This is a genomic window from Prevotella melaninogenica (assembly GCF_018128065.1).
GTDB lineage: Bacteria > Bacteroidota > Bacteroidia > Bacteroidales > Bacteroidaceae > Prevotella.
This window is the reverse complement of the sequence record NZ_CP072360.1, coordinates 1,644,042-1,661,954: the sequence shown is the minus strand read 5'-3', so window position 1 is coordinate 1,661,954 and position 17,913 is coordinate 1,644,042. Positions and strand designations below refer to the sequence as shown.

Here is a 17,913-nt window from a genome sequence, read left to right as displayed (position 1 = left end):
TCCTCGAATCATATTAAAACAGTCTCTATATGAAACATAAATACCTCATAGTAGTTTTCTTCTTTATATCCACTCTTTCTGCTACAGCTCAGACCCCAGGTGGTGTAGATAAGCCAATGGTCTGGTCACACGATTCTGCCTCTTTCCGTGTCTCTGCTGGTGCTGGACTTACCTATATCGGCGTAAGTAAGGTATACGGCGAAAAAGAACAGGCAATATGGTCTCTTGGAAGCGGAAAAGCTATTACTCGTATGCAGACAACTGAGCGTGCTGCAAACCTTGGCAATGGTACTTTTATGAATTATGCCAAGGACTCGCTGCCTGAAATGCGACTTTACAGCTATACGACCTCTTCCAATATGGGCAACGGTCAGACTTTGCATATCGGTCGGAATAGAAACAGCAAACTACCTGTAAAGGACCTTGATGGCAGAACTGTTGAGTATACCGTCTTCGATCGCCGCCTTTCTGATACAGAACGTTGCCGTGTGGAAAGCTATCTTGCTTTGAAATATGACGTGAGTCTTCGCAGTAGTTACCTTAATTCAAGAAGCGAGGTTATTTGGAATGGTTATACCAACAAAGCCTATAGTCACCGTATAGCTGGTCTCATCTCAGACAAGGCTTCTGCCTTACATAAGACAAGAGCCAAGAGCTGTGAGGAAGACGGTTTTCTTATAATTAGTATGAGCAAACCTCTTGAAGATGGTGAGAGTCTTCTTTGGGGTGACAACAATGGTAAACTTTCTTTCCGCCAGAGTAAGGCTTACGGCAAGTGGCTCGGTAGAAGATGGATGGATACAGCAACACGGATTGACAAGCCCAATGTTGATGTTGTAGCTGATGGCAAGCAGCTACGCCAGATACAGCCTCTTGCAGAAGGTGAGAGCTACTATCTTGCCGTTGACCCTACAGGAACAGGTAGCTTTCCTGTCAAAACTCTAAGCTATCATAAGGCAAACATGACAGTTGGTGATAGTATTGTCTTTAAGAATATACCGTTAGGCAAACGTGATGTGTTCACGCTACGAGCTGCCAAAGATATGTTTACAACAATAGAAGTAGTGCAGCCAAAGGAGAAGAGCGGCAGCACAGGAACACTTTCTGTCAGAGTAACAGGCGGTATCGCCCCTTACAAGATGACTCTACAGAGAGAACACATGTCTGTTTTCAATCGTACTACAAGCGACAGCATACAGTCTGCCGATGGACTCATAGAAGGGAAATACCTTCTTACGACGACAGACCATGTGGGCAACAAGGCTGAGAATGAGTTTCAGATTTCGAAGACAGGTATCACAGAGATTCCTTCCATGAATCCTTCTGACGGAAGTAGTGACTTCTTTGCAAATGTAAGTGTAAGTCCTAATCCAACGGTGAATGGATATGTCAGTGTGCAGGTGGAACTGAGCGAAGTAGCTCCATTGGACATGGCACTCTATACGACGGGTGGAGCTCTTGTCAGTCGTCAGACTAATATGCCTGATACATATTTTTCAACTAAAGTCTATCTGCCACAGATAGGTGTCTACTTATTGACACTGCAAAGTGGTAGCAAAGAAAAGACATTTAAACTGGTGAGGAAGTAATTCTCATTTTTATCTTTTATAAAATTTTCCAACACAAGTATATATATTGAGGACCTTTAGGTCTGAAACAAAATAGCAAGAATAATGAAGTATTCTACACATTCACTCCTCCTTCCGTTCCTGTTGCTTTCAGGAATCATACTAAACTCCTGTAATGGTGGAAGTAGTCGTTCTGCTAAAGAAACAGTAATCAGTGATTCTACATGTACTGATACAGTCTCTTCTGTACAAAAAGATAGCACTTCCCCAAAGGCAACTTCCTTACGAAAACAAGTTAAGGACAGTGTACAGAACTTACCTGTGAAGAGAATCTCCAAAGAAGTTATAAGAAATCAAAAGGGGAATCGTGTAGATACTCACAAGCCGAACAGGAAATCTGCAAGACTTTTTGCAGACTTAGGCAAACGTACCGTCAGCAAGTTCTTTGCCAACTCCGACAGCGATACACTCAATGTTGGGCGTGCCCAGCTTGCCGTTCCACGTGAGGCTATGGAAAAGGGTAAAGTTCTCAGTATTACTCCACTTAGAAAGGGTGAACTACCAACCTTGCCTACGGGTATGGTGAATGTTACAGGTGGCTGTGACACCTTAATGGCAAGAACAGATACGGTATCAGGTTATCGTTTTTTACCCCATGGTAATCATTTCGTCCATCATCTGGCAAGTATTTCTGTCCCTTACGACAGCACGTTGATTCCGAAAGGCTATACAGTAGATGATATCCACACCTATTACTATGATGAACTGCACCAACGCTGGACAATGCTCCAGTCAAAAGGTATTGATACTAAACGTGAGGTGGCAATGGCAGAGACTTCTCACTTTACGGATGTCATCAACGGTATCATCAAAGTTCCAGAGAGTCCCGAAACACAGAATTATGTCCCTACAGGTATCAGTGAGCTGAAGGCTGCTGACCCAGCAGCGGGTATTCAGCAGATTGAAGCTCCATCAGCTAATCAGAATGGTACGGCAACACTGTCCTATCCTTTTGAAGTTCCTGCAGGGCGTAATGATATTGGTGTAAGTGCCGGCTTACAGTACAGCAGTGAGGGCGGTAGTAGTTTTGTAGGCTATGGATGGAGTCTTCCTGTGCAGAGCATTGACATAGAGACCCGATGGGGTGTACCACGTTTTGATGATAAGTCAGAGAGTGAGAGCTATCTCCTCATGGGACAGCAGCTCAATGACCGACTCTATCGTAGGACTGATTCTTTGTCACGTCAGACTGATAAGCAGTTCTATCCAATGACTGAAGGTGGTTTCAGTAGGATTATCCGAAAGGGTAACAGCCCGAAGAACTATTACTGGGAAGTGACGGGCAAGGATGGTACAGTCTACAGTTATGGTGGGTATGGTGGTCATGTCAGTGATGCTACTTCTCTTACTGATACCAAAGGTAACCGTATCAAATGGGCACTTGATCGTGTTACCGATGTTCATGGGAACTTTGCCGCTTTCCATTACATGAAGTCTGGCAATAACCTTTATCCTGAACGTTATACATGGACAGGATTCGGGGAGACGGAAGGACTGTATAGTATTGAATTCAACTGGAATACTGGTAACGTACACAGAGTTGACTATGTTCGTAGTGGTAGACTTGGGGTTCTCCAGACAGACTCTCTTCTGTTGGGAAGCGTCGAGGTCAAAAACAATGGGCAGCAGCTTCGTTCATATACAATCCATTATGAAAAAGGACCCTTCGGGAAAACACTTCTTACGAGCATTGACCAGAACGACAGTAAAGGTATAGTAGTAGCTGCACAGAGTTTCAACTACTATAATGATGTGAAAAAAGGACTCTATGCAGATAGTATTACAACCTATACAGCTGGTATAGACAATTATGGCAAGCTTGTAAAAACCAAAATTGGACATTTCGACGAACACTTGTCTCTTCTTGGCGGAGCTTCCTCCAGGGGAAATACCATTGGAGGTGGTATAATGGTTGGCGCTGGCTGGGGGCCAGCAACAGCGAGTGCAGGTGCTTCTTATAGCCATACCAATTCTTCCAATGAAGGCCGTGTGACACTTGTAGATATCAATGGCGATGGGATGCCCGATAAGGTATGGAAAGGTAGCGATGGTAAACTCCATTATCGCCTCAATATGAACAAGGCCCTCTCTCATCCTGTCTTTGGTAAAGAACAGGCTTTGGTGGGTGTAAACAGTTTCTCTTCTGGCAAGGCTACCAGCTATACTCTCAGTGCTAACGTTGCTACAGGTTTTGGACCGGCGAATATGGGTTTTGCCATCAGCAAAACTAAGGATCAGAATAAAACTAAGGTTTATTTCCAGGATTTTAATAGTGATGGCCTTGTTGATATTGCAGTTAACGGAATCGTTTATTTCAACCATAGCGACGGAAAAGATGTGACCTTTGCACCTGCCAGTACGGCCACTGGCAACCCAATACCATCAATAGCCGGAGTTAACGTTGCGCCTGCTTTCAAAGTTGACTACAAGACTGTTCGCGACTCTTTGGAGAGAGAGTTCCCTCTACATGATGTCGTACGTGTTTGGCGAGCGCCTTATTCAGGTACAGTATCTGTTATGAGCCATGTAGAGAAGCACTCTTCTGAGGGAGATGGTGTCAGCCTCAGTATGCAATTCAATAGTGACGTGTTATGGAAGGACATCCTGTTACAATCGGGATCAGTGACCTTACCTACAATGACCCGTAGCGTAAAACCTGGAGATGTTTTTGTATTTCGTGTCGGAGCACGCTACTCCGGTATAGGTGATGATGTCATATGGGATCCGGAGATAACTTATACTTCTATCAAGACTGATAAATATGCCGGTGAGGACTTGAAGAGATATCGCAGCAGTGAAGATTATATAAGCGGTGCATATTCAACAGCTGCCCTTTCGGAAACTGCAGTAAACAGATTTGAAGGTACATTCAATAAACAGAAGACTTCTGATGACATTATACTGGCAATCATAAAGACTGATAAGGATGGTAATCAGTTGGTCATGGACAGTCTCCTCCTTAAAGCAGATACTGTGATCAGCCATGGCAGCTTCTCCGGTAATCTAACAGCCACAGCAGGAGAAGCAGCTACTGTTAATTTCACTATACGTACTGCGAGTCCCATCAACTGGAAACATATAGACTGGAGACCTGTCTTTTATGCGGACACCATGAAATATGTTCTTTCCCCGCAATGCCTGATGTTCAGCAAGAATATTTCTCTATGTCCAGACACCGTTATAGGCAGAAATGTCTCTATACAAAGTCCGGTATGGGGGAAAGCACTTACTCTTGTCCCTGAGCTTTCTGCCCAAAGGATGTCAAACAAGGATACGGCGCCAGCAACAGTCTATATGACTATCAAGGATGATCATGGATCCTTACTCTACCGCAAAGAATTAACTCTTGGCAGCAGTAATCAACTGACAGGATCAACTATCAGAATTGCAGACGGTTCTGTACTTGCACAGAAGATGTCTGCAGGAAAAGTACAGGTGACATATTCTATCTTGAACGAACTTGAAAATGCGACTGCAAAGCTAACGATATTTAGGGATTCTGTTGTCAGCCCTGCTACAGCAGGAAGTCCTGCAGTGTCAAGACCTGTCAAGGTTTCCACAGTCAATGCGTCTGTCTATTCAAGCTTTAACCGTTTTGACTATGGACAGCTGTACAAAGGTTGGGGATCTTTTGCATGGAATGGTACGGCAAAGAATGTTGCAATACCGAAGGACAAGATGAAGATTCCTGAGACAAATGAGTACTATCATGATGGAAAAGTCAATGAGAGTGCCGTAGAAGCCAATGAGATGGATATTAACCGTCAATTGTTCTTTACACTGTCTTACTTACCAGAGAAAAAATACTTTGTGAGTGCAACAGATAGTGCCTATGTCGGTTCTGTTGTCATGCGTCCATCACGACTGGGAGAGGATGATATCATTGTGGATACTGTCGATTATAATATACAAGGTGGAGGACTGGCAGCACCAGTGTTACTGACAGAGTCGAAATCAAAGGGTAAGACATATAATATGGGATTCTCATTGGGAGCCAGCCTCGGAGTCAACAAAAGTAACACCTCACAGCAGTCCTATAATATTATCTCCGCCATGGACCTCAATGGTGACGGTTACCCTGACTGGTTGAATGATAATGATGGAAAAGTCGTTGCACAACTGACACAGCCTACAGGTATACTGGGCAAGGGGAGCCTGCAATATGATGTTGAAAATGCCGCTACAGATGGTGACGCCAGCAATATAGGTGGAGATATTGGCTTCTCTTCAGATAAGAGTGCCTATTCCTTTAAAGACTTTAAGGAGAAGATGGCTGTCGCAAAGGCTGCCTTTGCACAGCATACAACCACAAAGCAGATTATGAGGCAGCGGGCTGCAGAGGGGAATTCTGCCAGTCACTCTGGTAAAGTAGCAGAATTTTCTTGTGGAGCAAGTGGAAACTTCTCCAGTGGAACTTCGGAAACAGTAAGAGGTTGGGAGGATCTTAATGGAGATGGACTTCCTGATATGGTTACCAACGGCACCGTTCGTTATGGACTTGGCTATGACTTTACACCAGCGATAGCCTCTTCTCTTACACAACTTGAGTCGACTAAAAACAGCAACTTTGGTGACGGACTTGGTATCACGGTTCCCGTATTGGGACTTTTTAGTGTCAATATCGGTCAGAATGATACGGAGAGCTTGACCTCTACGCGTTCTCAGCTTAGTGATGTCAATGGTGACGGTCTCCCTGATCTCCTTCAACTGGATGAAAAGGGCAATCTGAAGGCTACTTTGAATACTGGAAGCGGATTTATGTCTGGCAGTACTTCTCTCGGACAGAGTAATATTTCTGACAATCTCGGTTCCTCTGTTGCCATCTATGCCAGCACAGCCTATACCTATACGATTCCTCTTCCTTTCGGTTTCACAATTAGCATTACACCAAGTGTACAGGGATCTCATAGCGAAAGTATAAGCCGTACTACAGCTGCAGTTATGGATATGGATGGAGACGGGCTTCCTGATCTTGTCTATAGTGACAGCGAAAATCATCTCTATGTACGTCGTAACCTTACGGGCAGAACGAACATGCTGCGCTCTGTGACGCTTCCTTTCGGTGGACATATCAATATCGGTTATGAGCAGACAACTCCAAGTTACGATTTGCCGGGACGTCGCTGGGTGATGTCATCGGTTGAGACGACAGGTGGATACAAGGAGAACGGAGCACTACGAAGCAGGAATACCTTCGAATATAGTGATGGCTATCGTGACCGCCGTGAACGTGACTTCTATGGTTTCAAGCAGGTACGTACCAATCAGATAGACACTGAGAACGCTGACAGACTCTATCGTTACTCCGTACAGACTTATGGTAAGAACAGGGATTACTATGCGCATGGACTTGTAACGAGTGAATATCTCTATACCGCTGATGGAAAGAAACTGCAGGGCGCTGTCTATGACTACGACCTGAAGACACTTGCCGTTGGTAATAATACGACAGATGCTGTTGTCTTCCCTGCCCTAAAGACACTCGTTCAGAGTAACTTTGATGAAGCCAGTGGGGACAGTCTTTCGGTTGCTGTCAGCAATACTTACGATGACTATGGTAACCTACAGGGATATAAGGAGACTACAACGGGCTATAGCTTAGAGGCAAACATTAACTATCATAAGATAGCCGACAAGTATATTGTCAGTGTTCCGAGCCATATCGCTGTCAGCAGTGGCGGTAAGACTTACCGTGAACGTAGCACGAAGGTGGACGGAAACGGTGAGATAACGGAGATCATGCTCCATAACGGTGACAAGCCATCAGTCTATAACATGACTTACGATGGCTATGGTAACATCACACGCATGACGAAGCCGGAGAACTATAACCATCAGCGTATGTTCTATGCTTATACGTATGACGACCGCTATCACAGTCTTGTGACAAGTGTCAAGGATGCATACGGTTATAGCTCCAGCACGGCTTATGATGGTCTTTGGAATGCTCCGTCTGTAACGACCGACCTTAACGGACAGAAGATGGAATACACCTACGATGCACTGGGCAGACAGCAGACTATCCGTGCTCCGTATGAGATAGAGAGCGGTCAGCCGTTTACTATCCGCTTTGAGTACTTCCCTGCAGAACGCAAGGCACATACCATCCATTATTCTAAGGAAGGCAACATAGATACCTATACCTTTGCCGACTCGCTGATGCGTGCCGTCCAGACGAAACAGACGGGTGTGGTTTGGTCTGGTGGCAGCAATCAAAAGGTCTCCATCGTCAGTGGAAGGGCTGTCATCGATGCCTTCGGACGTAACATCACAGCTTATTACCCAATGACGGAGAGTTATGGTAATATTGGCACTTACAACCATGCTACAGGTGATTTGCAGGCAAAGACGGAGTATGATGCGCACGACCGTACCATGAGTGTTACGCTTGCTGATGGCAGTGTGACACGCACAGCCTACAGTATCGGCAGCCATGACGGTGAACCAATGCTCCAGACAACGGTCACGGATGCACTGGGACGACATGCGGAGAGCTATACGGATGCCAAGGGACGCAACCGTGAGACGGTGCAGCATGCCCGTGGTGAGGATATCACGGTGAAGTACAGCTATGACCCTGTCGGACAGGTGATGACTGTTCAGCATCCTAACGGCAAGGAGACGAAGTATGCCTACGACTTGCTTGGTCGTAAACTGATGGTGAATCATCCTGATGCTGGTGAAACGAATATGACCTATGATGCAGCGGGTAACCTCCTGACGAAGCTCACGGCAGAACTTAGAAAGTCGATATCTGACAAGGGTTACATCTCTTATACCTACGACTTCGAACGGTTGCATGAGGTGCTTTATCCAGAAAATCTCTTCAACCGTGTCACCTATACCTATGGTAAGGCTGGCGATAAGTACAACCGTGCCGGTCGTCTTGCCCTCGTTGAGGATGCGAGTGGCGGTGAAGCCTATTACTATGGTCGTCAGGGTGAGGTGACGAAAACTGTCCGTACGGTCATGGCGAGCGTGGCGGATATCAGGACTTATGTCTATGGTGCTACGTATGACAGTTGGAACCGTGTGCAGACGATGACTTATCCTGACGGTGAAGTGGTAACTTATCACTACAATGCTGCAGGACAGGTGGAGAGCATGACGAGCAATAAACAGGGACGTCAGAGCGTTATTGTTGATAGGATAGGTTACGATAAGGAGGGTCATACAGTCTATACGAAGCTCGGTAATGGCACGGAGACAACCTATACCTACGATAAGCAGCGTGAACGTCTGCAGGTGATGAACCTTACAGCGGATGGTCAGGCTGTGATGGAAAACAGGTACCAGTATGATGCTGTGGACAATATCCTCGGTATTACGAATGCCGCCAACCCAACGTCGCTGACGAAACTCAACAAGGCGAAGCTGGGAGGAAGGAGTTCGCATACGTATGAGTATGATGAGCTGAACCGCCTTATTCATGCAAGTGGTAAGGCTAAGCGTGCATCGTATGATATGGTGATGTCGTTCGGACGGATGAGTGAACCGCTGACCAAGGTACAGAAGGTGGACTCAACAACAACTGCTAAGTCTTATAACTTTGCTTATAAGTATGAGGACAGTAACCACCCGACGGCTCCAACGCAGATTGGTCACGACCATTACACCTATGATGCCAATGGTAATCCTACACTGGTAACGAACGACTCTACGAATACTACCCGTGAGATGTACTGGGATGAAGATAACCGCCTGATGGTACTCTCTGACAATGGCAAAACGAGTCGATATACTTATAATGCTGCTGGTGAACGCATCATGAAGAGTTACGGAACGATGGAGGGTGTGTATATCAATGGTGCACCACAGGGTATAACCTTCCACGAGACGGACAACTTCACACTTTATCCAGCAAGTATCCTCTCAGTCAATAAGAATCGATTTACAAAGCATTACTTTATTGGTGACAAACGAATCGCATCAAGGATAGGAACAGGTCTGTTCAACAACGTTTACGGGCGTAATGGCTCATACGTAACCGCTGGTCAGCAGGACTATGCTGAACGTATGAATCAAATCCAGACACAGAAGGAGGCATATTATAAGAAAGTGGGTGTAGCTCCAGGTGTACCGACAGAGAAGGGTGCATATGGTGATCCGGAGAACACGGGGGTAGGTTATAATGCCGTCCTCACAGAACTTGGTAACCATGATGTGCCACAGGGTTGGATTCAAACTCCGAAGCCGAACACCACACCGAATACCAACCCCGGTCCACCTGTAAGCTGGAACGACCCAAGCAACCCTGATGACCCTCAGGCAGGATATGGTTACATTGCCAACGACACCACAAAAGAAGAAACCTTCTTCTATCACAGTGACCACCTCGGCTCAACGTCTTACATCACAGATGACAAAGCCAATATCACCCAGTATGATGCTTACTTGCCATATGGTGAACTCCTTGTAGACGAACACTCATCAAGTGAAGACCTACCCTATAAGTTCAATGGCAAACAGTTCGATGAGGAGACAGGCTTGTACTATTATGGTGCAAGGTACTTAAATCCTGTGGCAAGTATTTGGTATGGTGTGGATCCGTTAGCAGAGGAGTATGTAAATACAGGTTCTTATGTATATTGCGTAGACAATCCGATTACACTAATTGATGCCAATGGGAAATCTTCTTCTTATCCTGACGATCAAAGTATTTGGTCTGGTATTGGCTCTTTCTTCAAAGGAGTATACAAGAGTTTCAAGAATACCTATAATATGGTTAGGCATCCCATTAACACACTAAAGATGATGGGGCATGCTGCCGCTCATCCTGTGAATACTGGTAAAGCAATTTGGTATACAACTAAAGCAAGATGGAATGAAGTTCAGACAAGTGATGATATAAACCGTAGAGGAGAAATATTTGGTGAAACAGGGGCTGATATTGCACAAATAGCAGCAGGTGGAGCTTTTACTAAAAGTGCAACTAAAATGTCAGTAAGACTTGCGAGAAATTCTGTGCGAGTCGCAAGGACTGCACGTGCTGTTAGACAGAGTTCCGTAACTTTGGGGCATGGGGCAGCTGCTGTTGGGAAGTTTGTTGGTGAAACAAGTATATCAGAACTGGAGAACTTCAATAACGGAGTGAAAGTCATACAACTAACAAAAGATGTTAACCTATATCGGTACTATGGCGGTTTAGCTGCACCAATGGGGCGTTATTTAAGTAATGGCGCATTGAATAGCACAGTAGACAGAACCGGACTAGCAATTTTGCCTAAATGGAATAAGATGGAGGGAGTTGCAGAAATAAGTGTCCCAAAGGGAACTGTTATGATTAAGGGAACGGCCTCCTCTCAAGGTTTTCCTTATATTGGAGGTCGTACTCAATATTTTACTCCTTCTATAACTGGATTTAAAAGAATAAAATAATGAATGATAAAAAGTCTGCAGAAAAAGGTAACCCTTTAAGTTTTAATCTTTCTTATGTAGAAAATAATTACGAAATACATTTTAATAATTTGCACAATTTTGCAAAAGAAGGTCCCCTTTGTGGTAATCTATATATAAATGGAGAAAATGTCAAATGTCCCTTTTATAATGGCTTTGGTGGTCCTATCTTATTAAATGGAGACTTTATATACCTCCCTCTATATCAAGTTAAAAAAAACTGGAAAGATATTGTAGGAGGGTATTTGGTTGAAGTTGAAATGAGTAAGTTATCTTTTCGGGTAATAGGGCATAAACAAGAGATAATATATTTAGACCACTTGGATAATGATAATTTGTATTATTATAATTCATGGGAGAAATCATCTAACGATTTGAAGATTGTAAATATCAATGAACGGGCCCAATCTTTTACTTTAAAAGATAAGATATTCTATATAGCAAATCAAATATTGAAAATGATAATGACTTAGATCTTCTGTAAAACAGCATCACGCGAGATGATATTTATTAATTGATAGATTTCAAATATGGAAGAAAATGACACTACGAAAGAGGAAACCTTCTTCTATCACAGTGACCACTTAGGTAGCACGTCTTACATCACAGATGACAAAGCCAACATCACCCAGTATGATGCTTACCTACCATACGGCGAACTGTTAGTTGATGAGCATAGTAGCTCCGAAGACCTACCCTATAAGTTCAACGGGAAGCAGCTGGATGAAGAGACAGGCTTGTACTATTATGGTGCAAGGTACTTGAATCCTGTGGCAAGTGTTTGGTATGGGGTAGATCCGTTGGCGGAGAAGTTTCCGAATATAGGGGCGTATGTTTATTGTCATGGGAACCCTATTAATATGATAGATCCTGATGGGAAAGATGATTATAAACTAAATAAAAATGGGCAGATATCTTTTTGGAGAAGGACAAATGCTAAAACTACAGATCGAATCTTTTCTTCTGATAAAAGCAATATTCTCATAAATAAGGGACTTGCTTCTCAGTTAGTAAAAAATAAGACACGAAACGGAACAAATGCATCAACGACTAACTCTGAAGATGCTTTTAAATTCTTTAAATTCGTAGCAGATTATACTAATGTAGAGTGGAATCTTATAGGAGAAAGAAGTGATAATGGGGGAGTTGTTTTCAAACTTAATTCTGATTTTCAATCGACTGCTGACGTCAATACTGTAAATGCGGGAAAATTTTTATTTATGTTACACAGCCATCCGTGGGGAAGCAATGAGGGAGTAACAAGAGCATCAGGTAACTATAATGAGTATAAAAATACACCTGCAGGAGAATTAGTAAAACAATATTACAGAGACGGAGATGTGTGGACATTAGATGCTATTTATGGAAGGTATAGACAAGACCATCCTCGTCAGACTTTGGATAACTATCCCAAGGCATTTATCTATTATGCTGGTGACTCGAAACAAGCAAAACAATTATATCAATATAATCTTCAAAAGTCAAAGATTAATCCAATTTTTAATCCAAGCTATCAACGAATAAGAAAATATGTCTATAGATAACATAACGAAAACGGTTTTTGTTCTGGTTCTCTTTTTGCACTTTCGGGTTGTACAATCAAAAAGGAACCAATTTCCCCATCTCTACAATATGTGCTTAACCAATTCTCTAAAGAGCATCCAGAATATAATGTGATACAAATACAAGTGTCTAAAATTAATAATTATAACTTGTTATTTATGACTGGGTTAGGTGCTTATGACCCAGACATGATTGATGGTTATTATATCTATAATGGAAAGTTAATAACATATTTCCAGACGGATAGTTTAGATAGGACACATATAGTAGATACAAAAGTCTTAAAAAAATATAGTGGCAAAATAGATGGCTACAGAAATGTTTTCCAATCAAAAGGTATAACGGAGCCAATTCAACGAGCATTTCTTATCACTAATGAAAATAGAATAGTTAGAATTCCCAAAGGTTTCTCCTTATTATCTAAGGGAGGCTATGTTGATACAAATATTATAAAGAATACGGGATTAAAGAAATTTCTTCATAACTATATTGAAAACGCCCCTTCAGTATTATATGAGCTTCGTTTTAAACAAGAGAAGGGTAAGCAGTATGTCATCTTCCGTCCAATGATTTTTTATGATTCTTCAAAATTTAATGGGTATTTCTTTTGGAATGGGCACTTGATAGTGTTGTATAATTTAAAACAATCAGGAGATTTATTGAACAAACAGAATATTTTGCATAGTCATAAGATACCCAATTATCGAAGTCTATTGATTGACGATTGGAACTTCCCTTATCCTATCAAGTTAGAAATAATAAATGATAAAGCGGTAAAAGAACTTTCTTTAGAAGAAGGATACTTTTTATAATTAGGTGGTTTAGAAATACAAAAACATGACGTATATAACCACAATAGGATAGAATAAAATCGTTGTCCGCTAAACATTTTATTAGATATAATTCAAGGTTGAATCCTAAGTGAGGGATTCAGCCTTTTTGGTTTTCTTTGTTCCAATGTAAGGAATACTTATAACCATAAGGAACAATACACATTTCTTCGGACACATCTTTGGAATTACATGGTTTATAATTACTCTAAACCCCAAAGTATTTTTTGTTTTTAGTTGCTGTCACTTTTAACATTTCGTATAAATAACTTGTTATCAATGCGTTGTGATGTGTTGAGGAGTGACAGAAGTGACAGGAAAATTGAAAAGTAGTTGTTTAAATGATGTCGTTCTAATAATGCGGAGGGGGAAATACTCGCTTGTTATGAAAGGGGAAAGGGCATAAGAGGGATTGTAATAAAGATTCATAAATTGAAAATAGCAGATGGACTTTGACACGGCAAAAGATGCCCTTCCGCAGGGTAAAAGGTGCTCTTTTGAGGTGTAAAAGGTGCCCTTTTGAAGCGTAAAAGAGCACCTTTTAGAAGGGCATTTGTAAGTCTTTGGTAAACAATGGACTACAAGTATGAATGCTTTACTTTACTTTTCTTTTAATTTTGTGGATATGTAGCTTCAATCTCTTGTAAAAATATTTCTGATTAGTCCGTAATGGTGCGGTGGTATATGGAAGGACGGATAATCTTACGAGGACCTGCGCCAGAGCGTTTTACCACTAACAGCCGTATCTTATAACTATCAGTCGACCTTTCCCTCCCAAAGACAAAATCCTACCGTATACCATTTCCGTTTTTACTGTCATTTCTGTCACTCCCTTCCTGCCTTTAATCATCTGAATATAAACTTATTACGCAAAGTGTTAAAAGTGACAGCAACTAAAAATTAAACTTAATTAGGGGTTTTGATGCTTTTTCTTGGTTACATTTACGCGCACAACGCACACTATCCTTCCCCGTTTTCCCATGATCTAAAGACCCATTTACAAAATAAAGTTGTATATTTGCAGTTGTACACTTCCGTTTGACAACGTATAACGGTGACAAGCCTTCTGTCTATAACATGACTTACGATGCGGCAGGCAACCTCCTGACGAAGCTCACGGCAGAGCTTAGGAAGTCGATATCTGACAAGGGTTATATCTCTTACACCTACGACTTCGAACGACTCCATGAGGTGCTTTATCCAGAAAACCTCTTTAATCGTGTTACTTATACCTATGGTAAGGCTGGCGATAAGTATAACCGTGCCGGTCGTCTTGTCCTCGTTGAGGATGCGAGTGGCGGTGAAGCCTATTACTATGGTCGACAAGGTGAGGTGACGAAGACTGTCCGTACAGTCATGGCGAGTGTGGCGGATATCAGGACTTATGTCTATGGTGCTACGTATGACAGCTGGAACCGGGTGCATACGATGACTTATCCTGATGGTGAAGTGGTAACTTACCACTACAATGCAGCCGGACAAGTTGAGCGTCTTACGAGCAATAAACAGGGACGTCAGAGCGTTATTGTTGATAGGATAGGTTACGACAAGGAGGGTCATACGGTTTATACGAAGCTCGGTAATGGCACGGAGACTACCTATACCTACGACAAGCAGCGTGAGCATCTGCAGGTGATGAACCTTACAGCGGATGGTCAGGCTGTGATGGAAAACAAGTATCGTTATGATGCTGTGGATAATATCCTGGGTATTACAAATGCTGCCAACCCAACATCGCTGACGAAACTCAACAAGGCGAAGTTAGGAGGAAGGAGTTCGCATACGTATGAGTATGACGAGCTGAACCGTCTTGTTCATGCAAACGGTAAGGCAAAGCGTGCATCGTATGACATGGTGATGTCGTTCGGACGGATGAGTGAACCGCTGACGAAGGTACAGAAGGTGGACTCAACGACAACAGCTAAGTCTTATAACTTTGCTTATAAGTATGAGGACAGTAACCACCCGACGGCTCCAACGCAGATTGGTCACGACCATTACACATACGATGCCAACGGTAATCCAACGCTGGTAATGAACGACTCTACAAATGCTACCCGTGAGATGTATTGGGATGAAGACAACCGTCTGATGGTACTCTCTGACAACGGCAAGACGAGTCGTTATACTTACAATGCTGCTGGTGAACGCATCATGAAGAGTTACGGAACGATGGAAGGTGTGTATATTAATGGTGCACCACAAGGCATCACGTTCCACGAAACAGACAACTTCACGCTCTACCCTGCAAGTATCCTCTCTGTCAATAAAAATCGCTTCACGAAGCATTATTTCATTGGTGACAAACGCATAGCATCAAGGATTGGAACTGGTCTGTTTAACAACGTCTATGGACGCAACGGCTCATACGTAACGGCTGGTCAGCAGGACTATGCGGAACGTATGAATCAGATTCAGACACAGAAGGAGGCATATTATAAGAAGGTGGGTGTAGCACCTGGTGTGCCAACAGAGAAGGGTGCGTATGGTGATCCAGAGAACACGGGTGTAGGTTATAATGCCGTCCTCACAGAACTCGGTAACCATGATGTGCCACAGGGTTGGATTCAGACTCCACGCCCCAACACCACACCGAACACCAACCCCGGTCCACCTGTAAGCTGGAACGACCCAAGCAACCCTGATGACCCGCAGGCTGGATATGGATACATCCCTAATGATACCACAAAAGAAGAAACCTTCTTCTATCATAGTGACCACTTAGGCAGCACGTCTTACATCACAGATGATAAAGCCAACATCACACAGTATGATGCCTACCTACCATACGGTGAGTTGTTAGTTGATGAGCACTCATCAAGTGAAGACTTACCGTACAAGTTCAACGGCAAGCTGTTCGATGAGGAAACTGGCCTATACTATTATGGTGCAAGGTATTTGAATCCAGTCACGAGTTTATGGTATGGGGTGGATCCGTTGGCGGAGAAGTATCAATTTTTAGGTTCTTATGTATATTGTAGTGCTAATCCCATTAAAATTATTGATGTTGATGGCAATGATGAGTTTCACGTGAATGGTAATGGCAATATAATTAAAGTCGTAAATAATAATTCTGCGAATATAACAATTGTTAATCCAGATGGTTCTAAGAAATATTTTTCAGATTATGAAACTAAGTCAATTTTATTTGGTTGGGGAAACGAGAAGAACAGACAAATAATTGCGAACGTTGCTGGGTATTATGCCAAAGCTATAGGTATAAAAGCGACCGTAGGCACTATAGGTGAGATAAGAAAGGATGAAACTGCTTATTATGAGCCTAAAGATAATGGTATCTGGATTCCAGCAGGAGAAAATGGCACACCGGATATTCTTCTTAAAAATAAATATAATTTAATGAATACGTTGTTTCATGAAGACATGCACTTTCAAGATAATCATAGAGGGATGGGTGAGAGTCATTTTCTTCATGCATCGGTTGTATCTCGGGCAAGTAGTCATTGGACTTTTGCTAGGACAACTCAAGCTTACAAGGGTGGTCAGGCAATTTATTTCTCACAATTAGCTATGAATGCCTATTACAATCCTCCTAAAGATGCTAATTATACCAAACAAGATGTACTTAAGCTTATATCAAATTTTAATAAAACAAATAAAGGTAACATAAGATTATATTTTGATGAAAAAAGGAAAATAATGAATATTAGTATTGACAATAATAATCTCGGATCATTGAGATATAAAAAAAGTGATAAAACAATGAACTTATAATTAAAATGATAATATTTTGTGGATATATTATAATTAATGGAATTGAAGTATGAAGACAAAAATGATAATAGGTAAAACTGCCATGTCAATTGTTTTTTCAATTGTTGTTATATCCTTAATAATTATTTCTGGTAATTATTACGAAATTTATTTAGGTAAAAAGTATGGTAAAGATATTATAAGTAGATTAGAGCAGTACCGCCATTCTCATGGAATGTATCCTACAAAATTAGATTCTATTGATTTATCTGAAAACCAAGAGACTTCAGAAGTTATGTTTCATGGTTATTCTTATATTTATTATTTCATGAGTGATTGTGAATTTTCGCTCTCTTTTGATAAGAGAGATGGAACTTGGACATATTACTCCAATACTGATAAATGGTATGCAGGCGATGGTATAGACTCCATAAATGAATTTAGACATAAATTGTATTCACAATATTTACTCGAGTCTCGTGATAATGGGATAGTATTATTCCATAAAGTTGGGGACAAAGAAAAAGACAGCGTTTTGACGTATAATAATATAAAGTCTGGGAAAGTTGTGTATGTGATAAAGAGATATAAAAACGGGCATATTGCTGCAAAAGGATATTCCCTATATAATGACAAAACGAAAAGAGCAAAGCGAATAGGTACATGGACTATATTCACACAAAATGGTTTAAGCACCAGTGTATCGTATGATGTTGATTCAACGCATAAAGTTGTAATTGATTATTTACAAAACAAAATAAACTTATGACTAAAGGAAAAGATGG

Annotated in this window: 6 protein-coding genes and 1 pseudogene; all 7 read left to right on the top strand. The window is 42.0% G+C overall.

The features are described 5' to 3' along the window. Positions 1-29: 29 nt before the first annotated feature. Entirely contained in the window at positions 30-1,589 is a 1,560-nt protein-coding gene (locus tag J5A56_RS12520) for a T9SS type A sorting domain-containing protein (RefSeq protein WP_021671514.1), read from the top strand. An 84-nt stretch (positions 1,590-1,673) separates the two neighbouring features. Then, entirely contained in the window at positions 1,674-11,006 is a 9,333-nt protein-coding gene (locus J5A56_RS12515) for a SpvB/TcaC N-terminal domain-containing protein (protein WP_249112117.1), read from the top strand. Further along, positions 11,006-11,497, top strand: coding sequence for a hypothetical protein (locus J5A56_RS12510; RefSeq protein ID WP_021670641.1), 492 nt, complete (start codon positions 11,006-11,008; stop codon positions 11,495-11,497). Before J5A56_RS12515 ends, J5A56_RS12510 begins: the two co-directional genes overlap by 1 nt. Positions 11,498-11,563: 66 nt before the next feature. After that, positions 11,564-12,568: pseudogene (locus J5A56_RS12505) on the top strand (RHS repeat domain-containing protein); the annotation flags it as partial. Between the two features lie 144 nt (positions 12,569-12,712). Continuing rightward, a complete protein-coding gene (locus J5A56_RS12500) occupies positions 12,713-13,399 on the top strand; it encodes a hypothetical protein (protein ID WP_249112115.1) in 687 nt (228 codons plus the stop codon). A gap of 1,374 nt (positions 13,400-14,773) precedes the next feature. After that, positions 14,774-17,149, top strand: a complete 2,376-nt coding sequence (locus J5A56_RS12495; protein WP_249112203.1) for an RHS repeat-associated core domain-containing protein — start codon at positions 14,774-14,776, stop codon at positions 17,147-17,149. A 49-nt stretch (positions 17,150-17,198) separates the two neighbouring features. After that, positions 17,199-17,897, top strand: coding sequence for a hypothetical protein (locus J5A56_RS12490; protein WP_021670906.1), 699 nt, complete (start codon positions 17,199-17,201; stop codon positions 17,895-17,897). Positions 17,898-17,913: the final 16 nt, after the last annotated feature.